This is a genomic window from Paenibacillus mendelii (genome assembly GCF_024498075.1).
Lineage (GTDB): Bacteria > Bacillota > Bacilli > Paenibacillales > Paenibacillaceae > Paenibacillus_Z > Paenibacillus_Z mendelii.
In genome coordinates this window covers 38774-64884 of record NZ_JANHOF010000007.1, presented here as the reverse complement: position 1 = coordinate 64884, position 26111 = coordinate 38774, and the positions used below count along the sequence as shown (strand labels likewise).

Here is a 26111-nt window from a genome sequence, read left to right as displayed (position 1 = left end):
CAATCTCTTTGCTGTTCGTAGAATAGCGAGATCATTCGCTTGCTCTTATCGCCCATAACTAGCAATCTTCCATATTCCATATCGGTATTCATCAAATCTCTCTTAATTTACCATGTTTTTAATCGTTTTGGGCTACTTTTCCTTAATTTATGCCGACCATGCAGCCCATCCCTGCCCTGCAGCAAACGGGTAAGCAAAGAAAGCAAGGTTCTTACGAAGCCGCCTAAGCTGGCTTCAAGAACCTTGCTTTCTATTATCATTCTATAGCCGATACCGTTACTTGTAAGCCTTAGCTGTAGCATCAGCAACCACAATCGCATTATACACATCTTCTGGCGTCACAGGGAATGGCATGTTGCCCATGGTATCGCTTGCGGAGCAAGCGGCCTCCGCGACCTGGCGCCACTCGGATTCAATAAACTCCGTGCATCCCAAATCTTCAAGCGTCAGCGGGAGGTCGACATCCTTGATCAGCTGGATTACCGTCTCCAGCTCATCGGTAGGAGCATTCTCCAGCACTAGCTGAACGAGTAAGCCGAAAGTTACTTTCTCGCCATGCTGTGCCTTGTGAATGGAAGGGACTGCGGTCATCCCGTTATGAATGGCATGGGCTGCAGCAAGGCCTCCCGATTCTGCACCGACGCCGCTCAAATAGATCGTGGCTTCGATTGTTTCTTCCACTGCGCGCGTATATAGCTTCTGATCCACCGCCCGCTTGGCCTTCACAGCGTTCTCAAGCAGCGCTTCATAACAAAGTCTGGCGATTCCAAGCCCCGTTGTGGATGGCTTCATGAGGACCAGATTATCTCCATTGGAGGCATAGCAGGCACGGGCTTCAAAATAAGTCGCAAGCGCGTCGCCAATCCCAGCCGCGAAGAAGCGTGAAGGTGCAGAAGCCAAGATGGCCGTATCCGCCAGAACCACATCCGGATTAGACGGTAGAAACAAATATTCGTCGAACGAACCGTCTTTATTATAAATAACAGCCAGCGCAGTACAGGGTGCATCGGTTGATGCGATGGTAGGGAATATGGCCACCGGCAGCTTCTCATAATAAGCCGTTGCTTTGGCGGTATCCAATGTCTTTCCTCCGCCAATACCAACGATTATGTTAGCCCCTGCTTGGCGGGCAAGTTCCCGGTGCCGTTCAATTTCTTCTTTCGTACATTCATAATTAAATTTCTCGAAGGTTGCTTTCTTCCCGGCGCCCTCAATGGAAGCACCCGCTTCTTTCTTCGCGCGTTCGAGGATAAACTCGTCGCAAATCACATACGCGTTATCACCAAATGCCTGAATGTAATCCTTTAGGTTACCAAGCAAATTGTGACCGGTGATGAACTTTTTCGGGGATGTAACAGACCTTACAAACTGTGACATGGAAAGGGACTCCTCATCGTTAAGGTTTATCTTACATATACAATCTGTATATTGTTTGCGGATCCCCTGAAAGTATACCCAGCAGCGATGCTTCGACAGTAAAAACCACCCATATGCCTAAGCATCGGGTGGTTGGGTTGACACTACAAATAGTTGGCCTTAATCACATTCATGTGGTGAGTCTCATGGCCGGCAATGAGGAATGCAGCGGCGCGTGCAGACAAAGGATGGCCGCTGAACGCTCCTACGCGTAGAAAGGCTTCCTCCGGCAGATTGGCTATAAGCGTAAGTGTGGATTGCCGGACAGCCGTAAAGTCCGTAAGGATCTCCGTCATAGACATGCCCTCGAATGGGGCGGACTCTGCGAAGATGTCGCGGTCATAGCCCGGCAGCTCACGTGCGTCACCGCGGGCAATTCGAAAAATACGATAGCTCCATAACCGCTCCACATCGGAAATATGCCCGACTACCGTTTTAAGCGTCCATTTCCCTTCAGCATATCTGTAGTTCGCCTGTTCCTCTGACAGATCCTTCAATAGCAACCGGGTCTGATCATGCTGGCTTTGTAAGATATCTACCAGATGTCCTTCTGGTACCAAGTTTACATACCGCTCAATTCCAGGTAGATATTCGTCCGGCTCTGGTCTTGTTTTCATAGGAACCTCCCCGCGTGAATATAATCTGACATTCTTACCTAAGGATTCGGACATTAATTTACAAAAGCATACAAAATGAGTTAAAAAAAGCATATATGTAAATAATAGTTTATCCGGTATAATAGAGAGGAATCAATTGATAGCAACGATCGGCTGGCCAGCCAATCTATGAAATGAAACATACTAATATAATAATCGAAGGAGAGATATTATGAAAATCCGTTATAAGAAAGCACTGGTACTAAGTATGTTGACGATCATCCTCATGTTCGCGGTTGTGACCCCGGCAATGGCTGCCACATATGCAGGATATAACACGTATGGTATACAGCTTGATACCCATTCCGGCACGGTAAACGACGGCAGTATACATCAGTGGGTGATCGCCCCTGCAGACCGCGACCCGTCACTCAACTCGATGCAATTTACAAACAGCAGCAGCGTTACGCTCAATGTCAGAATCTATGTGGGCAGTTATACCTTGTATTCAGGTAGTCTTGGCAACGGAACGCACCCGATATCATTCGACGGCACCGCATATCCTGGTACCGTGTACTTGCAGATAACCAATGCTAACTTTACGTCGGCGGGCTATAGCTTTATGTATTACTAAAGTTAGGCAGCAAAGAGGCACTCATTTGTGCCTCTTTGCTGCCTAGCGTTATTGTGCTCCTGCTTGTGTCAGCAATCGCTCTATTTCTTTGAAGCCTTTATTGCGTGCATGCTGCAAGGGAGTCACCTTATCATGATCCGGAATGTTTACATCCGCCCCGTGATCAATGAGCACCTGTACCGTTTGCTGCTGTTTTTCGCCGCCGTTATTCAAGATGATGGCTTCCATTAGAGCTGTCCAGCCCAGGTTGTTGATGTGGTTTACGTCAATGTTCGTATTCGTAAGAAGCTCCTTAACCACATCTACATAACCATGCTCCGAGGCCGGAATCAGGGCAGTCCCCCCATACCGGTTCGTAATCGAGGGATCCGCACCGGCAGCGATGGTTAGCTTCAGGATGTCCAGGTATCCCTCCGCTCCGGCATACAAGAAGGGACTATTTTTCATGCTGTCCTGAATGTTCACATCGGCACCCGCTTCCACCAGAACCTTCACCGTCGCGGCATCGTTGTTGTAAGTCGCGATCATCGCTGCCGTCCGTCCCTTGGAATCCTGCGTATTGATATTGGCGCCTTCTTCAATGAGCTTTCTTACCGTATCCGTTTCTTTGCGCTCCGATGCTTGAATGAGCTGTTTATCCATAGGTACCTCCTGTTTTTCCGACTTTTCTCTGTCTTTGGAGACACAGCCCTGAAGGAAGAGCATACAGCCTATGGCTATAATCAGCCATTTCCTCATGATATATCTCCGCCTTTGCTTATCGATATGATCTTGGGGAACACCCTTCTCATCGGCCGCAGCTCCGCTTCATTATTCCATCGTAACGGTAACCGCAGAAGCTGTCGCCCACTCATCGGCTGGAGCTACGGTGTATGTGGTACCCGCTTGTATGGTTCCATTGTCGGCAATATCGAATACGCCCACTGCGCCTTTACGGCTGGAATACTTGTAGGTTGCCAAGAGCTTATCGCCATTCGGAGCTGTCAACACCATACTGCGGCCGGAGAATAATTCATCCCCCGGATCTTGCGCCAAGGTAACCTGGATCGACGTCTCACTCATGGCTTCAACGCTCTTGATTTGGAGCGGTTCGAATTTCTTGGCCACGAACGAAGAAGAGGAAATATTCGCCCAGTCCGACGTTACTGTATATTTTACACCGGGCGTCAACGTTTGTCCTTCCGGAAGACGAAATTTCGGTTCCTGCTTCCCGTCTGTCGATTGTGTGAACGGTACATACTTGGCCATGATTGGCGACCCGTTCTCCGGTGTGAGCAAGACTTGTCTAGCCTGCATGGACGGGATGATCTGATACGTGGTTCCATTGGCTTGTTCGCGGTCATTCAGGATGAATGCATTCGCACCGCGTCCGCCGCTGTAAGCCGAGATGATATATCCATAGTCCACGACGCCATTCACTTTCAGAGATTCAAGCTCGAACGTATCGCTCGTGACTTGGCTTGCGGCAGTCATGTTTACTTTCGCTGCGCTGCCAAGAGTAGAGCCTGCTTTTTTACTTTTATACGTAAGGGTATACGTAGTTCCGGCCTGTTGAACGGAAGTCGGAACGATATAGGTTGCAATTGAGCCTGTTTTCAAGCGAGGCATATTCGTCAATGTCAGATCGTTGTCGAAGCTGAAATTTTCTTTCGCTATGGCGAATCCTTCATCGGCTGCGGTCAGAGGCTTATCGAAGGTAACGATCATCGTAATGGCGTTTAGCGCTCTTACGCTCGTAATCTTCGCATGCTCGGAAGGAATTGCTTTACGAGCGGTTTGAATCAAGTAGGCTGTCTCTCCACGCGAGGCGCTGCCGCTTGCCGAATAGAAGGCTGCCATCCAATACTGGACGGATTTCGCATCCCGCTCCAGGGCTTTGGATACGACTTGCGCAAGCTCGGCGTCGGTCACCTTGCCTTGCGGATTGAAGATTCCGTTCTCTGCTTCCATGATGCCTAATCCAACGAGCTTAGCTGCGTAGTCGTAATACCATGCATTCGCGTTCACGTCCGTTAGCTCAGCCGGTTCGTCGGCTTTATCTTCGAGATCAAAGGCTTTATACACCAATTTGGCTAATTCAGCGCGGCTGGTCTGGTTATATTCATTCATTTGATTCAGATAGCCTTGCATAATGCCTAGTTTATGAAGCTCTTTAACTGCGGCTTGTATCGCTTGATCGGACAGCTGAGATGCTGCCGCTGAAGGGCTTGGCTGGTTTGCTGCCTGTACATTCGATACCGCGTTTGGCAGCGAGGCTGATCCTAAGGCAGCGATCGTCAGGATCGCGGCGACTTTTCTGGAAATGGGGTTCATCTTTGAAATTCCTCCTCTATCAGTGGTTATTGCCTACTTATAGGATAGAGGGTAGAAAGAAACTCCGAAGAGGAAATTTATAAACAAAAAAGAAACAGACGCTTACTTTTTTGAAAACAACATGCAGCCGATACTTACACCGTAAACCGATACCCGGCTCCCCAGACCGTCTCGATATATTGCGGGTTGGACGGGTCTGCCTCCAGCTTCCCCCGCAGCCTCCGGATATGCACCGTGACTGTTGCGATATCCCCGGTCGAATCCATTCCCCAGATGCGCTCGAACAATTCTTCTTTCCCGAATACCCGGTTCGGATGACTCGCCAGGAAGACGAGCAGGTCGAATTCACGTGTGGTGATCGCAGCTTCCTTCCCTCGAACAAATACCCTGCGCGAAGCCTTATCGATATGAAGACCGCGAATATGGATTTCATCGGAATCTGCAGACTTATGCTTGCCCAGCAGCCGTTCATACCGGGTTAGATGCGCCTTCGCTCTGGCGACTAATTCACTTGGGCTGAACGGTTTCGTAACGAAGTCGTCCGCCCCTAGATTAAAAGCACGGATCTTGTCGATCTCTTCCTTCCGCGCTGACACAATGAGGATGGGGACTTCCTTCTCTTCCCGTATCCGGCGGCATAGCTCAAACCCGTCCATCCCCGGCAGCATCAGATCGACGATAATCAGGTTATAGTCTTCATGAAGCGCACGCTGCAGCCCCTCATCCCCGGAATGACATAGATCTACCGCGAACCCGTTTAATTCAAAATAATCGCGTTCAAGCTGCGCAATTGTCGTCTCGTCTTCAATGATGAGGATCCGTGTCATCGTGATCATGCGCTCCTTCACTTGTCATTCGTTTCAGCCTAATAAATAAACTCGTCCCTGCACCCGGCACGCTCTCCGCCCATATGGTGCCGCCATGTTCTTCGACAATCTGGCGGGCAATGGCAAGCCCTAACCCGCTTCCGCCTGTCGATGAGTTTCGGGAAGGCTCCGCGCGGTAGAATCGGTCAAAGATATAAGGCAGCGCCTCTTCCGAGATCCCCATGCCATTGTCTTTGAATTCAGCGGTTACCCATTCGGGTTCTGCCAGTATGGAGACTGCCATTCGCTTGTGGTCTTTATTCATATATTTGAGCGCGTTATCCATAATGTTCACGACCGCGCGCTTTAATTTCTCTAGGTCTACAGAGACCGTAATCGCCTCACTCGCAGGGTTATCCCAATCGATTGCAATGCCTTGGCCTTCCCAGTCATACCTCATTTCATCGATGCAATCGTCCAAAAATTTGACGATATCCACCTTCTCGAACTCGAAGGGGACTTGATTCAAATCCAGCTTGGAATATAGGAATAACTCGTCAACCAGCTTATCCATATTGACAGCTTTTGTATAAATGATATTGACATACGTCTCCATCTTCTCCGGTGTATTGGCTACACCGTCCCGGATTCCTTCAATGTATCCTTTAATCGTCGTAAGCGGCGTTCGCAAATCATGGGAGATATTCGAGATAAGCTCCATCCGGTTCTCTTCATCCTGCAAGCGCAGGTTCACAGACTCCTGCAGTCGTTGACGCATGCTCTCGAACGCTTCATTAAGCTGGCCAACCTCGTCTTTCGAATTCAAATCAAGCTGAAATTGGAGATTGCCTTCCTTAATGCGCTCGGCAGAGCTTCTCAGCAGGTTCAACGGCTTGACTACGCTTCGCGTAATCCAGCGGTACAACAACCAATTGGCAATGATGAGCACACCGATCAGCAGAATCGAGAGCACGGGCAGCAGCCTGCGCGTCAGCTCCGCGAAAGGACTCCGTTCCCGGATGACAAACACGCTTCCTTTGGCTCCATCCGAGTATCTGTAATCAAACTTCGCATACGCATAGAACCGTTCACCGATATTGAAGGTGCTGCGGATCTGATTGTTATTCAAGTCATAGAGCGGCAAAGCTTGGCCCAATTCGGGCTGATTAAACGTCCTCGATTCGAAGATCTGGCTGTTCTCGCGCCTGACATAGAGACCCGACTTCTCTGCTCTTAGCTTAAAATCGTAGTCAAGCAGCAATCTTTGTTCTGAAGCTCGTCGGGGTCGTTCTTAGCCAGATACTTCAGCTCCAAGAATATGGAATCCCCCTGCTCCGTCAATGGATTGATCTGATAATGGACCTTATAGATATCCCGGAAGCTTTGCAAATCTCCTGTGGAAGCAATCGTATAGAGACTCGCGGTCAACAAGATGAAGAGTAAGCTGATCACCAGCATACCCGTAAAGGACAGTAATAATTTAATGCGGATCGACATCATATCACCCTCTGAAGAACCCTGATTAGATCGTACACATGTTATCACATGTTTATAAAAATTGTTCGAACCTGTTCTTCACATTAGAATTCTCCCCGCAAAATACGGCAGTGCTGCAGCGCCCCTCACTCTTCAACCCCCGCCCCTAGCGTTCCAGCGTTTTAAAATAGCGATAGACCTTGTTCAGCTTTTGTTTATGCCGGCCCCGCGGGCTCTCCATGCTGCCAAATTCGAAGAACTTCACTTGCTTGATGCCTACATAGTTGAACAGCGCTTTGCGCATTAACGTTTTGTGGGCATTATTCAGCCAGTATAGCGGATAATGCGCCGGGCCCTTCATGCTGGAGATGCATACCACGGACTTCCCTTTTAGAAGCCCCTCCGGAAGTAGTCCGCCCGTATCCTTGTAGGCAAACCCCGCAGCAAACATCTGGTCGATATATCCCAGCAGCATTGCCGGAGGGCGCCCCCACCAAATCGGATAGATAAAGACAATTTTGTCAGCCCAAATGAGCTGTTCCCTGTACCTGGCGAGCTCCGGATCGGCATGCATATCTCTCCTGCGCTTCTCTTTATTGAACACTAAGACCGGATTGAATCCCTCCTCATACAGATCCAATACCTTTACCTCGGCTACCTTGGCATTCTCCTTGTTGCCTAGAATAGCTTCCTGTAGAAAAGCGTAGCTTAAACTCTGGTGATTCGGATGGGTATAAATGATCAGTACGTTCATTCTAACAAACCCCTTTACTTGTCATTTGATAAGTAAAGGGTAGCATACAGCCAATTTAATTGTCAAATGATAATTGTTTTGTGATAACTTATTTGCTATGGTGTCAATAGAGGTGATTTCATGGACAAGAACGCCCTATTCAAAAAATTTGTAGCCTTCTCATCAGCCGTTCATCAACTAACGAATGAGATGACCAAGGATGTGAAATCCGAAGCGCTGACCCCCGTTCAATATAAAATTCTTGAATACATTGCCATAAGCCAGCCTGTTACGCTCAGTGAAATCAGTGAATGTATGCATATGTCCATGCCGAACACGAGCCGGGAGCTCCGAAAATTAAGCGAGAAGCAATTATGCGAGAAGGCGGCCGATATCGAGGATCGCCGCAAGCAATTTGTCCGTCTTTCTATGCAAGGGGAAGCGATGATGAGCGAAGCCTTTCAACGCATTGAGTCCCGCTTCGTTGACCGAATCAACAATGCCTCCGAAGAGGATCTGAAGGAAATTGAACACGCCCTTGACCTCCTTCACCGCAAGGTGTTTTATTGAGGATCGTTGAAGCATCCTGTATAAAAAGCCGCTCCCAAAGCATGGAGCGGCTTTTTTCTATTTCACGCTTCCGATAATGGAAAATGATTCGGGGTTGCAATACCGAGAATATCGCATTATATTATTTGATGTATCAAAAATTGATATATCAACTATTGATGCGTCAAATAAAAGGAGAGCAGGAACCCACCATGAATAAAGGTCAGAAAACCAATGATTTCAACGAAATCGTATTTGGGCGCAAGTCCATTAAACAATACGATCCTAGCATAACGATCAGCCGTCAGGAGATGACTGACATGATCGCAGAGGCCACGCAGGCACCGTCTTCGGTCAACATGCAGCCCTGGCGTTTCGTAGTCATTGACAGCGTTGAGGGAAAAGAAGCTCTTGCTCCTCTTGCTCGATTCAACAAGGATAAAGTCATGAGCTCGTCGGCGGTTATTGCTGTCTTCGCGGATATGAATAACTTCGACTACGCGGAGGAAATTTTCGGTAAAGCCGTTGAGCTTGGCTATATGCCGGAGGAAACGAAGCAATATCAACTGAATGCATTCAAACCTCTGTATGATAATATGTCAAAATCAGCCATGAGAGAGAACATCATACTTGATGCTGGCCTCGTCTCCATGCAGCTTATGCTTGTTGCGCGTGCGCACGGCTACGACACGAACCCCATGGGGGGTTATGAGAAGGACCAGATCACCCATGCATTGGGACTGGATGCTGACCGCTATGTCCCTATTATGCTGATTTCGATCGGTAAAGCGGCCAGTGAAGGCTTTCAAACTTACCGGCTGCCCGTTGAAAAGATAACGACGTGGAAATAACATACTTGAAGGAATAGGCTATTATTGTTCGCGTTGCATGTCGCATTCATTCGTACTATCATTCAATTGATACGTCAATTATGGAGTGATCAAAAAACGACCGTATCCAATGAGGTACTATGGAGGTCCATGATGACATGTCTATTAACGGATCAAGAACAGATCCTGCATCTGCTTAAGGGACTTAACAACCAGATCAGTCCGAAGTTCGAACGCTGTACGGGCATCAGCTCCTCACGTTATGAGCTGCTGCACCATCTATACCATGCCGATGAAGTCAATCAATCTAACCTGCAGAAAGCAGTCAATATCGATAGTGCGGCCATTACTAGACATCTGAAACAGCTGGAGGCGGATGGGATGGTCACAAGAAGCAAAATCCCTTCCGATAACCGCGTCACCCTCGTTCGTTTAACGGAGGAAGGCCGCAAGCGGATCATCGGGTATAAGGAAGAAAAAGCTGCCTTTGTGAACCAAATGCTCAATGATTTCAGTGAAGAAGAGCTCTCCATTCTATCGAATATGCTCCGCCGGATGCAGACCAATATCCGAGAATTGTAACCGTCTCAATACACCATAAGGATGATGAACCATGATTATTATACATGCCCGCCTGCAAGTGAAACCCGATCAGGAGCAGTCTTTCTTGGAGGAAATGAGAACTCTGCTTCCTCAGACCCGGGCAGAGGCAGGCAATATCAGCTATGATCTCTTGAAAAGCACAGAGCAAGCCCATCATTACACGATGGTCGAGCTATGGAAGGATATGGGGGCGGCTGCTTCCCATAACTCCAGTGCGCATTTTACAGCCTTCCTTCAGAAAGCTGCAGCCTTCTTGGCAGCGCCTATGGATCTGAACGTGTTTAACGGCGAGCCCGTAAACCGCTAATTCCACACAAAAAACTCGTCCGATGCGTTTGAAGGCATGGGACGAGTTTTTATTTTCATAATGAATGAGGAATTAGATCTTTTTAACAAATTCGGATTTCAATTTCATGGCTCCGAAGCCATCAATTTTACAATCAATATCATGATCGCCATCAATCAAACGAATATTTTTCACTTTAGTGCCTATTTTCACGACTAACGAAGTTCCTTTTACTTTAAGGTCTTTGATGACGGATACCGAGTCGCCGTCGCTCAAGACATTCCCGTTTGCATCCTTGATTACCTTATTGTCTTCACGATCTTCGGCTTCGGATTCTAACGACCACTCATGTGCACATTCCGGGCAAATAAACAGATTTCCATCCTCGTACGTATATTCTGAACTACATTGTGGGCAATTAGGCAAATTAGACAAAATTTCAAGTCCTCCATTCGATATGGTTAAAGTCCAGCTTAACGGAGGTATTACGGAAAGTAAAGGATACGCTTTAACAGCGCACCTATATAGAACAGGCAGAAGGCCGCCCTTCCCAATATCGTCCGCTTCTCCATGGTACGAAAGCGCGTTGTACTTCTGGAAGATATCCAGTACAGCCGGCGGCATATTATTATTGGCTGCAGGAGTTAAGATGAGTCCCGGCGCAACCCACTGCTACTTTCCCTCGTTCAAAAAGCGGAATGCAGCCGCAATCGCCAGCTTCACGCCGGCCGTCAGCGCATCCTCGTCAATCGTGAACCTAGGATGGTGATGCGGGTACGTGATGCCCTTGTCCTTGTTCGCCGCCCCGATGTAAATAAAGGTTCCAGGCGCCTTCTGCGCGTACGCCGAGAAGTCCTCCCCGCCCATGGCCGGTTCCACGATGTTAATTTGTTCTCTGCCATAGAGTCCGGAGATGACTTCCTCCATCACCTGCGTAACCTTGTGGTCGTTAATGAGCGGACGGTACCCGGTTTCTACACGAAAAGCATACGATGCGCCGTGCGCCTCCGTTACGCCCCGAATAATCCGTTCCATAAGCACCGGAGCTTCGGCACGGATCTGCGGGTCTAAGGTACGGAACGTGCCGCTGATCTCTACCGTGCTGGGGATCACATTATTGGCGGTACCGCCATGGAATTGCGTGACAGACACGACCAACGGCTTCGTCGGATCGTTATAGCGTGCAACGATATGCTGAAGATTCGATACGACCTGCGTCCCGATTGCAATCGGATCGACGGATTGATGCGGGTACGCTGCATGCGCCATCCGCCCATGAATGGTGATGTGAAAGTTATCCATGGAAGCCATCATCGGCCCGTAAGCGATTCCGAATCGGCCGATCTCGATCCACGATAACAAATGCATACCGATGATCCAATCGACCCCTTGCAGCGCCCCGGCATCGACCACCTGCTGCGCGCCACCAGGGATCTGCTCCTCCGCATGCTGGAAGATGAAACGGATCTCCCCTTGCAGATGTGCTTGCTGCTTAGACAAGATCTGCGCTGCCGCGAGCAGCATCGCCGTATGTCCGTCATGACCGCACGCATGCATGACGCCGGGTCTCTCGGACGTGAACTCGAACGTATTCTCCTCCTGAATCGGCAGGGCGTCCATGTCGGCGCGAATCGCCAGCACAGGACCCGGCTTCGAGCCAATCAGACGGGCGACAACACTGGTTGGAGTCGGATGTGAAATGATTAGGTTTCCGAAGGAGGTCAGATGCTCCGTGACGAATCTAGCTGTCTCCACCTCTTGAAAGGACAGCTCCGGATATCGGTGAAAATGTCTTCTCCAGGCAACAATCTGCTCTTTCATCGCATCCGCTTGATCGAATAGCTCCTGTCTAACCACACCTATTCCTCCTTATGTCGGTTGAAATTCCCCGCACGTCCCTCGATAACGCCAGCAGGGAAAGCAAAACCGCCGTGCTTGATGCAACCGGCGGCTTGGTCTGTTATCTTCAGTTCTGTTCATCTACCTTATAGTTACGCCTCAAGGGCCGCTTTACGCAAAGCCTGCAGCGTCGAAGGCGTTGCATTCAATGGCAGGCCGCAGCCTGGCGCCAGAATGAACGCATGATCCTTCATCGCCTTGATGGCCTCTTCCGCTTGCGTCCGGACCTGTTCGGCATTCTCACCGCTGAACAGCCCCTCTGCCACTCCGCCCACGACAGCTTTGCCTCGCAGCGTCTGCGCGAAATCCGCCAGAGACGGATTACCCTCGGCACGGTCCGCCCAGTGAATCGCTTTGACCGAGTCGTGTACAAACCGTTCCGGATGTGCTTGCGGACCGCATGTGTGAAGCAGAGAGGGGGCTCCCTGCAGAGCTTCAAGCACGATGTCATCGTAAGGACGGCCGAAGGTCTTGTACTCCTCCTCCGTCAAGTAACCGTCTCTTGCAAGCCCGAGTACGGCGTAGAACACGCCGTCTGCTCCGCCGCACATCAGCTCCTGCACGTAATCTGCCAGTGTATAGGCTATCCGCCGAAGCGCCTGATGCGCCCCTTCCGGATTGCCGGCTAGCAGACGCGGCAGCGGGCTGGCATCCCGGATCGCCGGACGATTGGAAGCCAGCGTGCGGTGCCCGCCCAAGTATTCCAGCACGGCGAGCGGCGAGAACACCGTCTGCAGCACTGGCGTTTCCTTGTCCACGCCTTGGCTGACGCGTCGCACGACGTCCAGCTGCTCCTGGAAGGGAGCCGCAGAAGCATTCAGCTCTTCGATCCCATCCATATCCGCAGGCTCGTGAATAAGAAACTTCGATACGGCGGGCACGACGCCATCATAGCGGTTATAGTCATACTCGTTGCCCCATGCTTCCGCATAGTAGGTCGTGCGCGGATTGATTTTGACAAAGTCCCATTGGAACGTATGTTGAAACTCAGTAGCGGCTCCTGCCAATCCAGCCGCATCCTGTTCGCGCTCGATAAAATGCCTCCAAGCCGATACTAACGGACGGTCGGCGGGCTCTCCGGAGAAAATCGCTTCAAACCGCTGTCTATTCGACCAAGTTGTCACTTTCTTTTCCCCCTCATTGTCTTCTTACCCCATTACATGACTTTCGTTAAACCGATCGTTCGCTCGATAATAATCAAGGCAACAACGGCTACCGCGATGAATATGACGGATACGGCATTCACGGCCGGATCAAAGGTTTGCTCGATATAATTGAACACCCGTACCGGCACGGTCACCGTCTTCGGAGAAGAGACAAATAAACTAATGGATACTTCACCGAAGGACGTGACGGCAGAGAAAACCCCGCCAGCCACGATCCCCGGCTTGATCAGCGGCAGCGTGACTCGAAAGAATGTCCGTACGGGTCCGGCGCCGAGGTTCATGGAGGCCAGCTCCAGCTTTGGATTTAAGTTGCTGACGCTAACTCCTACGGTGCGCAGCACATACGGGAAGGCGACGATCACGTGGCCGATAATGAGCCCCTTCATCGAGCCGATGATCCCCATATCGGTAAATAAATAGAGCAGGGCAATCCCGAGCACGATCTGCGGGACCATGAGCGGGGATAGCAGGAACGCTTGCAGTGCTTGTTTTCCTTTAAACTCAAGCCGTGCAATCGCATAAGCCGCCGTCGTCCCTAAGACAACGGTCACCAGCGTAACGATGACGAGCAGGATGATACTTGTCGTCAGTGCCTTGCTCCACGCGGCGTCCCCTACAATCGCCGAGAACCACTTCACAGAGAAGCCGGTTGGCGGAAATTCAGGGTAGGCATTCGGGCTGAATGCCGACAGGAAGATGACGAAGATGGGCAGGATCAGAAACAAATAAACAAGACATCCGACGACCCATACGAGTGTTGTCCAGCCGCTGAACCGTCTTTTGTGGCGGCGCTTCGGCAGGTTAGTCCTGTTGGTATTATCCATTCATTCGCCCCTCCCATCGTTTTAAGATCCACCCCAGAACCCCCACCACAATCCCTACAAAGAGAAGAAGGGTTAAGGACATAGCCGCTCCAAGCGGCAGGTTCGATACTTGCATGACTTGCTGATAGATCGATAACGGAAGAAACGGCTGCAAGCGTCCTCCGACCAGCAGCGGCGTAATATAACTGCCCGCCGCCAGCGAGAAGACGATTACGGCGCCGGATATCATTCCCGGGATCGTCAACGGCAGCGTGACTTTCACGAAGGTGCGCAGCCGTCCCGCTCCCAAGATCATCGAGGCCTGGCGCAGGTTAGGTGCAATCTCGCCTAACGAAGTCGCAATCGGCAGCACGGCGAACGGCAGCATGACCTGCACGTAGGCGATGATGACCGCGTTCATGTTCCAGAGCAGCGTTAGCGGCTGATTGATGAGATGGAGCTTCATCAGCACCTCATTGACCAGTCCGTTCTGAGCCAGAATGACGATCCAGGCAAAGGTGCGAATGACCACGCTCGTAAGCAGCGGGGACACCAGCAAAATGTAAAACATCGTCCGGGTGCCTTGATTCGGCGACCGTACAAGCAAATAAGCCGCCGGATAAGCCAAAACGATGCAGATCACGGTCGTTAGCAGCGCCACCCACAGGGTGGAGCGGATCGTGCCCAAATAAAATGGCGAGGTGAAGACCTCGATATACTGGGACAGACTGAAGGTCGATAAGGTGTTCATATACTTATCTACATCATGGAAGCTCAGTATCAGCAATAAAAGAAAAGGAAGGATCAAGAAGATCCCCATAAACAGCAGACTCGGCGTTAGCAGAATCCATGAGAACATATTGCGTCTGTATTTCTTTTTCGTCTTTGTCATCCGCTTGTCCTCCTCACACTAACGGAACCAAATCCTCTGGGGCCCAGCGGGCATAAAGCGTCTGACCCGGCTCAGGCAGCACGGTAAAAGACGGGTCCGGCGCCTGAATGACGAGTTCGCCTCCCCCAGGAAGAGTTCCAGCGATACGAAGGAAGTTACCTGCATAGCTGACGTCTGTGATCTGGATTTCCGTTTGATTCGTTCCTTCTGAAGCATGCTCTGGCGAGAGCTGAATACGCTCTGGACGGAGCATGAATAATACCGATTCCTTGCCGGTAAGCGCAGGATCGCTGGCTGCGGACAGCGACAGCGGCTGACCGGAGGCCAAGCGATATTGGGCGGTCTGATATGTTAGTACACCAGCTGGAGACCCGCTCGCGGAGACCGCCTTAGCTTCAATAAGGTTAACTTGACCGATAAATTCGGCAACGAACCGATTCGCCGGACGGCGGTACACATCCAGCGGAGATCCGAGCTGCTGCAGCTCCCCGTTCCCCAGAATACCGATCCGGTCGGACAAGCTCAGTGCCTCCTCCTGATCGTGGGTCACGAGCACGGTCGTAATGCCCACGCTTTGCTGCAAGCTCCGCAGCTCCGATTGCATCTCCTTGCGGAGCTTGGCATCCAGGTTGCTGAGCGGCTCATCCAGCAGCAGCACCTTCGGCTTAATGGCCAGCGCCCGGGCGATCGCGACCCGCTGCTGCTGCCCGCCGCTTAATTGATGCGGCATCCGCGCCGCGAATGATTCCAGCCGTACGGAGGCTAGGCTTTCCTCCACGCGCTTGCGGATGTCCGCGCGCGGCATCTTCCGAACCTTCAAGCCGTAGGCTACGTTCTCAAATACACTTAAATGCGGAAAAAGGGCATAGTTTTGAAAAACCATCCCAATGTCCCGCCGATATGGAGGCAGATCCGTCACTTCGCGTCCACCGATCAGCACCTCGCCTGTCGTCGGTTCCAGAAAGCCGGCGATGATATTAAGCAGCGTCGTTTTTCCGCAGCCGCTGGGGCCGAGAAGGGAGAAGAACTCCCCTTCTCGCACCTCCAGGTTCACCTGCTTCAAGGCTGTGTTGGCCCCGAATTCGCGGCTGACTTGTTGGATCGTGATGTTGCTCACTTTCCACCGCCTAACACTTGGGTCCATCGGTTGGTCCAATCCGACAGATTAGGTGTTGCCGTCTCATAGTCAACCCAAGTCAATTTCGAATAAAACTCTTCGCCGACCTGTACTTGATTCTTCAGTTCGTCGCTGTATTCCACGTTCTTATTGGACATGCCGTACAACGATTTGTCCGAGAACGCTTTGTGCACCTCTGGGCTGCTCAAGTAATCCAGCAATTGGTATGCATTCGCGAGGTTCGGGCTCCCTTTCATGATCGCCCAGCTGGCAAGCGCCGCAACCGGACCATCCTCAGGATACACAAAGTCCACATTCAATCCGGCTTTCTTCATGGCGAAGATACGTCCATCCCAGAACGGAACGACCCATGCGTCTCCACGCTCAAGCAGCGTTTGAATCGAACCCGCATTCTCCGGGAATCCGACGGCGCTGCTCTTCAGTTCACCCAGCTTCTCGAACGTCTTGTCAAGGTCAGCCGGGTTGCTGACCTCTCCGCCCAGTGCATGAGTCAGACCGGAGAAGAACTGCAGGCCTGCCGCATAGGTCGGTGAAGAAATTGCAACGTGCCCTTTCAGCTCCGGCTTCCACAAATCCATCCAGCTGGTCGGCTTGAACGGCATCAAGTCCGCCCGGTAGGCAAGCCCTAGCTGTCCCATGCTGAAGCCGGCCGCGTATTGCTTGCCGTCCTTCGTGAAACGCTCCTGCACGGAAGGATACAAGTCCGCTAGGTTCGGAACATTAGCCGCATCAAGCGGCTGGAGCAGATCAGCGGCTGTCGCGCGCTCAATCGTATCGGGCTGAAGGATCAAGATATCATAATCCGGGTTTTTCCCGTTCGAGGCTTTGAGCTTGGCAAACCACTCCGCGTCGGTACCTGTGACGATCTCGACGTTGATGCCTGTTTTCTTCGCGAATTCATCCAATGCGGCTGCACGAATGTTTTTCTCCCAATCGCCGCCGGAGACGCCGATAACAACCGTGTCCGTCTTCGGAAGGGTGCCTGGTTCGGCAGATTCGTTGTTCGATGCTTCTTTATTGTTGCCGCCGCAAGCAGCCGTTACCAGCGCTAGAGCGATTAGAATCATAAATGGAGCGAGCAGCTTACGTTTGGTCATGGTGATCATTCTCCTCTTTGGTTTCCCTTTATGTGAATAGGGGTTACTTGCTTTGTTCGATCTCCGCCCAAGTCAGGCGTATCGTCTCCGCATCGAGCGGCTTATTGATATCGCGAAGCTTATCGTGGACAAGCTGTTTGCGGTGCCAACGCTGCGTAGAAGGCAGCTGGTGCAGCAGGCGGGCTAGCGTATTGCTGGCCTCTGGTGTCCAATGCGCCTCATACGCCTCGCGAGCATCGCCGAAATCCCAGGTAGACGGCTTGCCACCGGTCTTAGACTGGCGAAGCTCCTTTGTGGCTTGCTCATCGACACGCAGCGTTCGTTCTTCATTGCCTTCTTGCACGACAACACCGTAATACTGCTCGGCACGCTCACGGCTTAACAAGCCGGATTCGATCTCCTCGAGCACGAGCTGAGGCGAACGCTGTAACCCATCGCCCCAACCGCCGCCGCCAGGAGAGCGGATACTGACGACATCGCCCGGCTCCGGTGTCAGCACGCTGATCTTAGACAGCTTCTCTTCATCCGGCTTGCCGGGATTCAGCACGACGCTGCCGAGCGCACCGGCATTGCCGCCTGCCAGACCCCAAGGCTGGAAGCGAAGCCGCTCCATTCCTCTGGCTGTTACCATGGAATCCGGTTCGATAATTTCAAAGTCGAGCCTTACCGCGTGACCGCCGCGCCGCAGACCGGTTCCGGCCGTATCGGGCAGCAGCTCATAGCGATGGACGAGAATATCGATATGCTGCTCCAAGCTTTCGATCGGTGTATTCTTCAGAAAGCCGGATGCATGATCGATGCCGTCGACACCGTCCATATCGCTCTGGCCACCGCCTCCGCCGCCCATCGGTTCAACGACAGCTACCTTACGCGTCCCCGTGAGCGTATCCGGGGTGGACAACACGACGATTGCGGCCTGACCTGCGCCCGCTGCCGGAACATCATCCGGCAGCGCCTTCGACAATGCGCCGAGCACCGCATTATACAACCTCATGGTAATCGTATGACGTACGCCGACCGCGGCCGGATATTCCGGGTTGACCAGCGTACCCTTAGGCGCGATCACTTTCACCGGGTTCGTGATGCCGCCATTGACCGGTATGAACGGGTCCGAGCTGATAATATAGTTGATGAGCCCTTGGAATAAGAACGAATGGCGGCTGCCGTTCGTCACCAGGTTGAACGCCGTATGCACCTGCGGATCACAATTGGAGAAGTCGAGCGTGATGTCGCTCCCGGCTACCGTCACGTCAACAGCCAAGCGGATCGGCGTATCGGAAATCATATCGTCATCCAAGTAGTCGGCGAATGCATAGGTGCCGTCCGGAATCTTCTCGATCACCTGACGTGCACGGGCTTCGCCTTGATCCAGGAGATCATACATGCCGTCCTTGACGGTGTTGACGCCGAATTTCTTCACCATGGCCAGAAGCCGGGTTTCCGCCGTATTCACAGACGCGACCATCGCGTTAATATCGCCCAGATTCAGATGGGGTACACGGCTATTCGCATTGAGCAGCAAATGGACATCCGGATTGGCCTCGCCCTTCCGGTACAGCTTCACAGGCGGAATCCGCAGCCCTTCCTGATGAATATCCGTCGCCTTCGGTGAAATGCTTGCCGGTACAAGCCCGCCAACGTCACTGACGTGAACGAATGCCCATGCATAGCTGATCAATTCGCCATCGACGAAGATCGGTTTGAACACATGCACATCGGGCAGATGCGTCGCGAGACCATCCGTTGAATACGGATCGTTCGTGATCACGATGTCTCCCGGCTCCAGCGTACCGCAGGCTTCAACCGCCTTCTGCAAGCTGAGTCCCATGAAGATCGTAACGCCGACCGTCTTCGGATAAACGTAGAATTCCCCGGAAGGAACGGCCAAGGCTGTCGCAAAGTCCGCCGATTCTTTGACGAAGGTCGTGAATGAGGTCCGTTCAATGACATGACCCATTCCGCTCGCGATCGCATTGAAGTAGCTTCGCATAATCTCTAATGTTGCGGGATTGGCACGCATCTTACTTCACCTCTTCCGTACGTCGTAATATTAAGTTGCCGTAAGGATCTACCTTACCATGCCAGCCTGCAAGAATAAGTACGGTCGTATCGTCCTGCTCCACAACCGCCGGACCTTCAACCCGGTGGCCTGCATGTAGGTCTGTACGCAAGTAGATCGGCGCCTGATAACGTTGACCGCGGACGACGATCTCACGCTCACCGTGTGCGGTTACTTCGCCTTGCGCTTCAGGTACGCGTGCTTGCAGCGGCTTCAAGGTATGACCGACCACACGCACGCGGAGGTTCATCACTTCAACGAGGGCCTCCGTGTCGCTGTGCCCGTATTGACGTTGATGAAGCTCATGGAACGAATCCAGTATACGTTGATGCGATGAGTCCGCCAGCCAAGCCGGATCGAGCGGCAGCTCAATCTCGAAGGCTTGTCCACTGTAGCGGGCATCCATCGAATAATAATAGCTTTGTCCTTCAAGCCCGCTAATATCTTGGAGCTCCAGCCATTCACGGGCATGATCGACGAGCTTGGTATATTCCTCGTTTAATGAAGCCATAGGCAGATCGAGCAGCAGGTTCTTTCTGGACTGTACGGCATCATAAGCGAAATCAGCGGTTAACGCGCCGAGCGCGCACAGCGTTCCTGGACTTGGCGGTACGAGAACGCTCTGTGCCTGGATCTCGTCGGCGATGAAGTTCGCCGTCACCGGTCCCGCTCCGCCGAACGCAAGCACGCTGAAATCGCGCGGGTCAATGCCGTGCTGTTCCAGCACGCTGCTAAGCTCGGCATACATATTGGCTATCGCCACCTGGATCATCTGATCGGCTGCCGATTGGGCGTCCGTGTGCAAATAATCCGCGATCGGCTGAATCGCTTGGGCCGACAATTCCGGCTGCAGCGCCACGCTGCCCGCGGCGAACCGCGCCGGATTCAAGTAGCCGCACAGCAGGAAGGCGTCCGTCAAGGCCGCTTTATCTCCTCGCCCATAGCAGGCTGGACCCGGATTAGATCCGACCGATTCAGGCCCTACCTTCAACAGGCCGCCATTATCGATCCAAGCAAACGATCCGCCTCCGGCACCAACGGAATAGATGGAAACGGAAGGCAGCATAATAGGGAAACCAGCCAGATGATTCGTTTGCACGAAAGTCGGCTTGCCGTCTTCGATAATGGAGATATCGGCGCTTGTACCGCCAACGTCGAAGGTAATCACATTGCCGATCCCTGCGGATTCCGCAACCCGTACCGCGCCGATGACACCAGCCGCAGGTCCGGAGAACAGCGTTCGTACCGGTGCTTCCGCCGCTGTCCCGATATCCATAATCCCGCCGTTCGACTGGGTGATGAATGGGGTAGCCGGCATGCCTTCGATAACAAGCCGCTCCTTCAAGGTTTCGAAATACCGTTTCACATTCGGTTGAATATATAAATTCACGGCCGTCATGACCGCACGCTCATACTCTCTCATCTGCGGCCAGAGCTTGGAGGACACACTCACTTCGAGCTCCGGTGCGCGTGTACGGATTCGTTCCGCCACTTGATCCTCGTGAGCAGCATTCTTATAGCTATGAAGCAAGCACACGACGATGCCGTCCACCTTCGCCGCCACCGCCGCATCAATCACTTCATCTAATTGAGCGGTGTCGATCGCTTGATGCACGGTTCCATCCTGCAGCATCCGTTCCCGGATCGGGAATACATGCTTACGGGCGATTAACGGCTCAGGCAGCCGCGAACGGAAATCATAGGGGACCGGCAGGCGCAGGCGCTGCAAGGAAAGCAGGTCTTGGAACCCCTCGGTTACAAAAAGCGCGATGCTCGCTCCTCTGCGCTGCAGCAGCGTGTTCAATCCAATCGTTGTCCCATGGACAAAATAATGAATATCTGAAGGCTGTACGCCCTTCTCGCCTAACATTGCCAAGCCGTTCGCGATGCCTTGGGCAGGATCAGCCGAAACGGTAGGTGTTTTCAAACCAACGATACGTCCATTCTCTTGATCCAAGAGAGTTAAGTCTGTGAAAGTACCCCCGATGTCAATTCCCAGACGATATTTTCTACTCAATGAGGTCACCTCTCAACTTCGGCCATAGAATAAGTTTTTTTAATACGACTAATTCTATCGGAATTAAAAATAATAGTCAATGACACAATTCGACAAATTTCACCCATGCCTCTAATTTAGTCCGCGGGCTTTTTCGAGAGAGAACCACATGCAAAAACAGCCATTACCGATCATACAATCGGCAATGGTTGTTGGGATTCGTTTATTTAGTAATGAGCTTCAGCAGCATCTCGATATCAGGAATATGGTACTGTTGGTCTTCCACGGCCGCTACCATGATTACGCCTGTAAGTACAGTTAGGAAGCTGGCAACCATTTCTCCTGGTTCTCCTGAAGCGATCGTCCCCTCCTGCTGACCTTGCACAAACAGAGGAGCCAATATCTCAATATAGTCTCCCATCGAGTACTTGTAGATCAGCTGTTTCGCTTCTTCGGGCACCCCTTCGGATGTCCTTGCTTGATAAATCAGCTGGAAATAAGGAGCGCCCTGCTCATCGAGCATATCTTCGGCTAACATTCTAATTTTGTCATAGGCGGAGCCCGGATGATTCTTAATGGCCAACATGGCATCCTGGGAACCATCTATGGCCGATCTAACAAGCGTAACGAACAGCTCTTCCTTGGATTTGAAATAATGATACACCAGACCGTGACTGATTCCTGCTTCCTTCACGATCATGCTCATTTTCGTCCCGACAACCCCGCGTCTGGAAAAAACCTTTAGAGCGGCAGCCATAATCTGTTCCCTGCGTTCATCGCGAATCTGAACCAGCTGCTCTTCGTTTAATGGTGCCATAGTGCTCCTTACCCTCGCCTTCCGAAATGAACTACCTACCATCATATCAGGTATGGCGACCGTGCTACAAGCCAGCAGGATGAGCAGATTTCTGTTGATTCTGGGCAGCCTCATCTTTCGCTGTCAGCACTTCCCTTTTCATAAACCAGCAGATTAGAAAAGCGGCGACCGCAAACCCAATGCTGATCGTGAATATGTTCTGAAACGAATGAGAAAATGCCAGCTTCACCTGCAGCACCAGCTCAGACGCCAACGAATTCGGAATACCCCCCGTCTCGATCAGACTCGCGGACCCGGGCGGCAGCTGGGCAATATCGGATATGCCGCTATGAATCTGCTTCGCGAGCAAACTGCCGAAAATGCTGAAACCAAGCGTTGTACCGAGCGACTGAAACAACTGCACCGTAGAAAGCGCGATGCCGCTATGCTCTTTATCCACGGATTCCTGAACGATCAGGTTATCGCCTCCGAAGAGAGCGCCCATCCCCGCTCCCAGAATGAAGAAGCTCACGACAATATACATCACGGACGTTTCCACACCGATGCGTGACAGAAGGATAAAGCCGACAATCGGCAATAAGAATGAAACGATAAAGAGGTTGCGATAGCGGACCTTCGTAATGAGGAAGCCGTTCATAATGCTGGCTGGAATACCACCGGCCATAAAAGCAAGCGTCAAGTAACCCGCTGCGGCCGGCGATAAGCCCATCACATTTTGTGCGAAGAACGGGAATGCCGCTGTGCCCCCCATTATTCCCAGCATGGTAGTGAACACGAGGAGCGATAACACAACAATCGTACGGTTGCGAAACAGATGCAGTGGAATAATCGGTTCCTTCGCCCGGGATTCAATACGGATAAAAACACCGATGAGTGAAAGTGATAGAACAAGCAATCCGATGATAACCGGCGAAGACCACTGGTATCCTCGGATATCGATCAGAACGGGGGCCAGCAGCAGAGAGAGCATAGCCAGTACAAGGGTCACGGCTCCGGCCCAATCGATAACTCGTTTCTCTTTGACACCATCTGCCCGGAGGCCTTTAATCATCAAGAATGCGGAAGCAAGTCCGATTGGAATATTGATGAGGAAAATCCAGTGCCAGTTCAGATGACCTACAAAATAACCGCCGACCGTCGGTCCGAGAAGCTGCGGAAGGATCATCATGGGACCGAATAAGCTTTGGATTCTGGCACGCTGCTCTAGCGGATAGGTATCCCCGATAATGACGAGCGCCAGCGGCATCAGTCCGCCTGCTCCGATCCCCTGAATGCTGCGGCCAATGAGCAGCATGACCATAGAATCTGCCAGCCCGCTGACAATGGAACCCGCCATGAACAGCGCCATGCAGCTTAGATACACCTTCCTACGACCATAAAGATCAGCCAGCTTGCCGATAATGGGCATGAACATCGTGATAGAGAGCATGTAGACACCGGCTACCCACCCATACAGCGACAATCCATGCAGATCCTTAATAATGGTAGGCATAGCTGTGGAGACAACGGTTTGGTCCAGCTCTGAGAATATAAGTCCCAGCAGCAGCGCAATCAAAACCAGTGTTTTGTTGTTTGGTTTCATCATTTACACCTCATTATTTTGATTGACTAAATCAGTCAATGTAAAATTACAGCATTTTTTTCATTCCGTCAAGGATTAAATTCATTGACCTGTCTGAACTAGCAATAAGTCTGGAACCATCGAGCGGTTCCAGACTTATTGACGTGAAAACTATCATTTACATATTGAGCAATCTCACCTTCACCTCGTTGGAGGATCGGGCAGGCGTATAACGCAGCGTATAAGTGGAATCCCACTCCTCCCTGCCCCGTACTCGGAGCTTTAAGGTCATGCACGCTGATAGGCGGTGCGGAAGCTCATACTGAATGACCGGACCGCGGCGATTCCCGTCTGGCTCTAGCGGCGGAAAGTTCCATTCCAACAGCGGCGTTTCCTCTTCTTCTGGCCCAAAGCTCAGCACCGCCTCGATCGCCCCGCCCGGTTGATGGCCGTATGAATCGCTCAGGATCCACAGCTCGGGGGCAAAGGTCTCTCCTTCCTGCCAGGAGAATTTACTGATTCTGGCGCTTGCCAGAATCGGGCGGCAGGAAGCTTTCACCGCTTCATAGGCCGGCTTCGGCTCCGCCGGCCAGTTGATGAGACTGTTATTCGCCGCCGTAGGCCAAGGCTCGTTCAAGCACCAATTCAGCGCCATCGAGCATCTCGGCTTCTGCCTTCTGGCTTCTTCATAGATGACTTTGTAGCCTTCGGCCTGAAGCCATTGGCCCCGCTCTGCGAGCAGCTCCAGCGATTCGCAGGGCCCGAAATAATGCTCGATTGTATCCTGATTCAGCCAATCCTCGGATTGCCAGGAGCCAAGCGCATGATGCGTCTCCCAGGCCGTGCCGCGTCGCGGCGGGTAGACTTCGGATTTCGGAATGAACCGCCGAATATAGTCGGCGGAGGATGGGCCCGGCACCCCGAACTCCGTATAAGCCGTGCTGCTGGCCTTAGCCATCCATTGATAGACCTCATTGCCTTGATCATCCCGGAATTTATAATGGCCATGTGCCATTCCCATTAATGGTGAGGTCATTAGAAAGGGCCGCTGCGGATCCAGTTCATAACAATTTTTGTTCAACAGACGCAAGGCCAACGATTGATCGGTCATTCCCGACCAGCCGTTGAACAGTTCATTGCCCCCGCACCAGATCACGACGGAGCAATGAGCGCGCAATCGGCGGATAATTGACCTGGATTCTTGATTCAGCACCTTCAAATACGCTTCTGTACCGGCATAGTTATTGCAGGCCAAGGGGAAGTCCTGCCAGACCATGATCCCCCTCTCGTCGCAAAGCCGGAAGAAGGCTTCCTTATTTACGATTCCTCCTCCCCAGGAGCGCAGCAGATTCATATGCGCATTCCCGGCAAGTTCTAACAAGGTACTGTAGGTTTGCTCATGAATCGTACCCGGGAAAATCTCGGGATTCACCCAGTTGGCGCCCTTGCAGAAAATCTCCCGCCCGTTTACTTCGAGCAGAATGGGTGGATTGCTGCGGCTCTTGGGAAACTGTGAGGGCTCTTCCCAGGCCCCCGGGTGCATAACCAGTCTTACCGTGCGAAATCCGATGGCATGCTGCTTCCGGTCATGTTGGCTGCCGCCTTCATTCCACTCTACGGCAGACTGGTACAAGACAGGCTCGCCGTGCCCGGCCGGCCACCACAGCTGCGGCTCTCTAAGCACCGAATGAATCCGCACGATCCGATCCCGCGGCGAAATTTCTTCGGCTGCCACGCTCTTGCCTTGCCAATCCGTCAAGGTCCACCGAAGAACGCCGTTGTCTTCCGGCCATTCGGATAATTCCACGACGACTTCGATCGCTGCCGCTGCTAAATCCGGAGACAAACGATACTGTGTTTCGAAGGATTCAATGTGGGAAGAAGCTCTCACATCCAGATACGTCTCGTCCCAAATTCCAAGAGGGATCAGCCTCGGATGCCAATCCCAGCCGTAGCTTACGGCCGGCTTGCAGGATTGGTCGGCTTGCTCGCGCCCTGGAGACGCCCCCTCCCGCTTGGGCGCCGGAAATACGACAATCGCAAGCTCGTCCCCGTCTGCAGCAATATCGGTTAAATCGATCTCAAACGGGGTGAACATCCCCTCCTGCTCATACAGCACGATCCCATTCAACTTGACGGTGAAACGATAGTCCACCCCACTGCATACGAAATAAAGACGTTCCCTGGCCCCTGCTTCCGGCATCGATAGAATAGCGGAGTACGTCCAGAAGCAATCCTCCATCCAGACATACTGCTTCCAATGATCGGCATACCAGTAATCTCCCCAGCCTTCTGCCCGGGCCCAATCCAGCTGCACGGCACCAGGAACGACCGCCGGCACCCTCTTGCCTGGCTGTTCTTCGGCTGATCGACTCCAGCCGACTGTCCAGTCCAGCTCTTTCCTTATTCGCGAATGGGGCATCTTCCCTAACACTCTCCTC

General features: G+C 52.0%; 23 protein-coding genes and 1 pseudogene. 5 read left to right on the top strand and 19 right to left on the bottom strand.

All coding sequences use genetic code 11. The features are described 5' to 3' along the window. Nucleotides 1-276: 276 nt before the first annotated feature. Nucleotides 277-1377: a glycerol dehydrogenase gene (locus tag NNL21_RS21490; RefSeq protein WP_204820388.1), complete on the bottom strand. Its 1101-nt coding sequence runs from the start codon at nucleotides 1375-1377 to the stop codon at nucleotides 277-279. Between the two features lie 143 nt (nucleotides 1378-1520). After that, entirely contained in the window at nucleotides 1521-2033 is a 513-nt protein-coding gene (locus NNL21_RS21485; RefSeq protein ID WP_204820389.1) for a DinB family protein, read from the bottom strand. A 211-nt stretch (nucleotides 2034-2244) separates the two neighbouring features. On the opposite strand from NNL21_RS21485, the gene NNL21_RS21480 reads away from it, so the two are divergent. Further along, a complete protein-coding gene (locus NNL21_RS21480) occupies nucleotides 2245-2646 on the top strand; it encodes a hypothetical protein (RefSeq protein ID WP_204820390.1) in 402 nt (133 codons plus the stop codon). Between the two features lie 48 nt (nucleotides 2647-2694). Here NNL21_RS21480 and NNL21_RS21475 read toward each other — a convergent pair whose 3' ends face one another. The 5 genes and pseudogenes from NNL21_RS21475 to NNL21_RS21455 all read right to left on the bottom strand — a co-directional run bounded on the left by NNL21_RS21475 (nucleotide 2695) and on the right by NNL21_RS21455 (nucleotide 7995). Next, a complete protein-coding gene (locus NNL21_RS21475; RefSeq protein WP_204820391.1) occupies nucleotides 2695-3384 on the bottom strand; it encodes an ankyrin repeat domain-containing protein in 690 nt (229 codons plus the stop codon). Between the two features lie 72 nt (nucleotides 3385-3456). Then, nucleotides 3457-4959: an S-layer homology domain-containing protein gene (locus NNL21_RS21470; protein WP_204820392.1), complete on the bottom strand. Its 1503-nt coding sequence runs from the start codon at nucleotides 4957-4959 to the stop codon at nucleotides 3457-3459. 134 nt (nucleotides 4960-5093) lie between these two features. Then, on the bottom strand, nucleotides 5094-5786 hold the full coding sequence (locus tag NNL21_RS21465; protein WP_204820393.1) for a response regulator transcription factor: 693 nt from the start codon (nucleotides 5784-5786) through the stop codon (nucleotides 5094-5096). Then, nucleotides 5764-7262 (bottom strand): annotated as a pseudogene (locus NNL21_RS21460) (sensor histidine kinase). Before NNL21_RS21460 ends, NNL21_RS21465 begins: the two are co-directional and overlap by 23 nt. A gap of 145 nt (nucleotides 7263-7407) precedes the next feature. After that, the gene (locus NNL21_RS21455; RefSeq protein WP_204820394.1) at nucleotides 7408-7995 is read right to left on the bottom strand and encodes an NAD(P)H-dependent oxidoreductase; all 588 of its coding nucleotides are present in this window, start codon (nucleotides 7993-7995) and stop codon (nucleotides 7408-7410) included. 120 nt (nucleotides 7996-8115) lie between these two features. Here NNL21_RS21455 and NNL21_RS21450 point away from each other — a divergent pair, with 120 nt between their 5' ends. From NNL21_RS21450 to NNL21_RS21435, 4 genes are all read left to right on the top strand, one after another. Continuing rightward, entirely contained in the window at nucleotides 8116-8544 is a 429-nt protein-coding gene (locus NNL21_RS21450) for a MarR family winged helix-turn-helix transcriptional regulator (protein WP_204820395.1), read from the top strand. 191 nt (nucleotides 8545-8735) lie between these two features. Next, entirely contained in the window at nucleotides 8736-9374 is a 639-nt protein-coding gene (locus tag NNL21_RS21445) for a nitroreductase family protein (RefSeq protein WP_204820396.1), read from the top strand. A 132-nt stretch (nucleotides 9375-9506) separates the two neighbouring features. Continuing rightward, nucleotides 9507-9935, top strand: coding sequence for a MarR family winged helix-turn-helix transcriptional regulator (locus tag NNL21_RS21440; protein ID WP_204820455.1), 429 nt, complete (start codon nucleotides 9507-9509; stop codon nucleotides 9933-9935). Between the two features lie 31 nt (nucleotides 9936-9966). Next, on the top strand, nucleotides 9967-10263 hold the full coding sequence (locus NNL21_RS21435; RefSeq protein WP_204820397.1) for a putative quinol monooxygenase: 297 nt from the start codon (nucleotides 9967-9969) through the stop codon (nucleotides 10261-10263). 72 nt (nucleotides 10264-10335) lie between these two features. On the opposite strand, the gene NNL21_RS21430 is transcribed toward NNL21_RS21435, so the two are convergent. From NNL21_RS21430 to NNL21_RS21375, 12 genes are all read right to left on the bottom strand, one after another. Further along, nucleotides 10336-10677 (bottom strand): zinc ribbon domain-containing protein YjdM, encoded by a 342-nt coding sequence (locus NNL21_RS21430; protein ID WP_204820398.1) that lies wholly within the window; start codon nucleotides 10675-10677, stop codon nucleotides 10336-10338. Between the two features lie 237 nt (nucleotides 10678-10914). Continuing rightward, on the bottom strand, nucleotides 10915-12099 hold the full coding sequence (locus tag NNL21_RS21425; RefSeq protein WP_309145343.1) for an amidohydrolase: 1185 nt from the start codon (nucleotides 12097-12099) through the stop codon (nucleotides 10915-10917). A gap of 134 nt (nucleotides 12100-12233) precedes the next feature. After that, complete coding sequence (locus NNL21_RS21420) at nucleotides 12234-13265, bottom strand: uroporphyrinogen decarboxylase family protein (RefSeq protein ID WP_204820399.1); 1032 nt, start codon at nucleotides 13263-13265, stop codon at nucleotides 12234-12236. Nucleotides 13266-13297: 32 nt separating this feature from the next. After that, nucleotides 13298-14107 (bottom strand): ABC transporter permease, encoded by an 810-nt coding sequence (locus tag NNL21_RS21415; RefSeq protein WP_373567592.1) that lies wholly within the window; start codon nucleotides 14105-14107, stop codon nucleotides 13298-13300. Between the two features lie 16 nt (nucleotides 14108-14123). Further along, entirely contained in the window at nucleotides 14124-15002 is an 879-nt protein-coding gene (locus NNL21_RS21410) for an ABC transporter permease (protein ID WP_204820401.1), read from the bottom strand. A 13-nt stretch (nucleotides 15003-15015) separates the two neighbouring features. After that, nucleotides 15016-16119 (bottom strand): ABC transporter ATP-binding protein, encoded by a 1104-nt coding sequence (locus NNL21_RS21405; protein WP_204820402.1) that lies wholly within the window; start codon nucleotides 16117-16119, stop codon nucleotides 15016-15018. Next, nucleotides 16116-17237 (bottom strand): ABC transporter substrate-binding protein, encoded by a 1122-nt coding sequence (locus NNL21_RS21400; RefSeq protein ID WP_256555385.1) that lies wholly within the window; start codon nucleotides 17235-17237, stop codon nucleotides 16116-16118. Before NNL21_RS21400 ends, NNL21_RS21405 begins: the two co-directional genes overlap by 4 nt. A gap of 43 nt (nucleotides 17238-17280) precedes the next feature. Next, a complete protein-coding gene (locus NNL21_RS21395) occupies nucleotides 17281-19257 on the bottom strand; it encodes a hydantoinase B/oxoprolinase family protein (protein ID WP_204820404.1) in 1977 nt (658 codons plus the stop codon). 1 nt (nucleotide 19258) lies between these two features. Beyond that, on the bottom strand, nucleotides 19259-21313 hold the full coding sequence (locus tag NNL21_RS21390) for a hydantoinase/oxoprolinase family protein (protein ID WP_204820405.1): 2055 nt from the start codon (nucleotides 21311-21313) through the stop codon (nucleotides 19259-19261). A gap of 202 nt (nucleotides 21314-21515) precedes the next feature. Next, complete coding sequence (locus tag NNL21_RS21385; RefSeq protein ID WP_204820406.1) at nucleotides 21516-22109, bottom strand: TetR/AcrR family transcriptional regulator; 594 nt, start codon at nucleotides 22107-22109, stop codon at nucleotides 21516-21518. Nucleotides 22110-22173: 64 nt separating this feature from the next. Next, nucleotides 22174-23694 (bottom strand): MDR family MFS transporter, encoded by a 1521-nt coding sequence (locus tag NNL21_RS21380; protein ID WP_256555384.1) that lies wholly within the window; start codon nucleotides 23692-23694, stop codon nucleotides 22174-22176. Between the two features lie 154 nt (nucleotides 23695-23848). After that, nucleotides 23849-26092 carry a glycoside hydrolase family 2 protein gene (locus NNL21_RS21375; RefSeq protein WP_204820407.1) on the bottom strand — a complete coding sequence of 748 codons (2244 nt, stop codon included), beginning with the start codon at nucleotides 26090-26092 and terminating at the stop codon, nucleotides 23849-23851. Nucleotides 26093-26111 lie beyond the last annotated feature (19 nt).

Excerpts from the sequence above, each read along its gene's own strand:
- NNL21_RS21490 (WP_204820388.1), bottom strand. The coding sequence starts at position 1,377 with ATGTCACAGTTTGTAAGGTCTGTTACATCCCCGAAAAAGTTCATCACC.
- NNL21_RS21485 (WP_204820389.1), bottom strand. The coding sequence starts at position 2,033 with ATGAAAACAAGACCAGAGCCGGACGAATATCTACCTGGAATTGAGCGG.
- NNL21_RS21480 (WP_204820390.1), top strand. The coding sequence starts at position 2,245 with ATGAAAATCCGTTATAAGAAAGCACTGGTACTAAGTATGTTGACGATC.
- NNL21_RS21475 (WP_204820391.1), bottom strand. The coding sequence starts at position 3,384 with ATGAGGAAATGGCTGATTATAGCCATAGGCTGTATGCTCTTCCTTCAG.
- NNL21_RS21470 (WP_204820392.1), bottom strand. The coding sequence starts at position 4,959 with ATGAACCCCATTTCCAGAAAAGTCGCCGCGATCCTGACGATCGCTGCC.
- NNL21_RS21465 (WP_204820393.1), bottom strand. The coding sequence starts at position 5,786 with ATGACACGGATCCTCATCATTGAAGACGAGACGACAATTGCGCAGCTT.
- NNL21_RS21455 (WP_204820394.1), bottom strand. The coding sequence starts at position 7,995 with ATGAACGTACTGATCATTTATACCCATCCGAATCACCAGAGTTTAAGC.
- NNL21_RS21450 (WP_204820395.1), top strand. The coding sequence starts at position 8,116 with ATGGACAAGAACGCCCTATTCAAAAAATTTGTAGCCTTCTCATCAGCC.
- NNL21_RS21445 (WP_204820396.1), top strand. The coding sequence starts at position 8,736 with ATGAATAAAGGTCAGAAAACCAATGATTTCAACGAAATCGTATTTGGG.
- NNL21_RS21440 (WP_204820455.1), top strand. The coding sequence starts at position 9,507 with ATGACATGTCTATTAACGGATCAAGAACAGATCCTGCATCTGCTTAAG.
- NNL21_RS21435 (WP_204820397.1), top strand. The coding sequence starts at position 9,967 with ATGATTATTATACATGCCCGCCTGCAAGTGAAACCCGATCAGGAGCAG.
- NNL21_RS21410 (WP_204820401.1), bottom strand. The coding sequence starts at position 15,002 with ATGACAAAGACGAAAAAGAAATACAGACGCAATATGTTCTCATGGATT.
- NNL21_RS21400 (WP_256555385.1), bottom strand. The coding sequence starts at position 17,237 with ATGACCAAACGTAAGCTGCTCGCTCCATTTATGATTCTAATCGCTCTA.
- NNL21_RS21395 (WP_204820404.1), bottom strand. The coding sequence starts at position 19,257 with ATGCGTGCCAATCCCGCAACATTAGAGATTATGCGAAGCTACTTCAAT.
- NNL21_RS21385 (WP_204820406.1), bottom strand. The coding sequence starts at position 22,109 with ATGGCACCATTAAACGAAGAGCAGCTGGTTCAGATTCGCGATGAACGC.
- NNL21_RS21380 (WP_256555384.1), bottom strand. The coding sequence starts at position 23,694 with ATGATGAAACCAAACAACAAAACACTGGTTTTGATTGCGCTGCTGCTG.
- NNL21_RS21375 (WP_204820407.1), bottom strand. The coding sequence starts at position 26,092 with ATGCCCCATTCGCGAATAAGGAAAGAGCTGGACTGGACAGTCGGCTGG.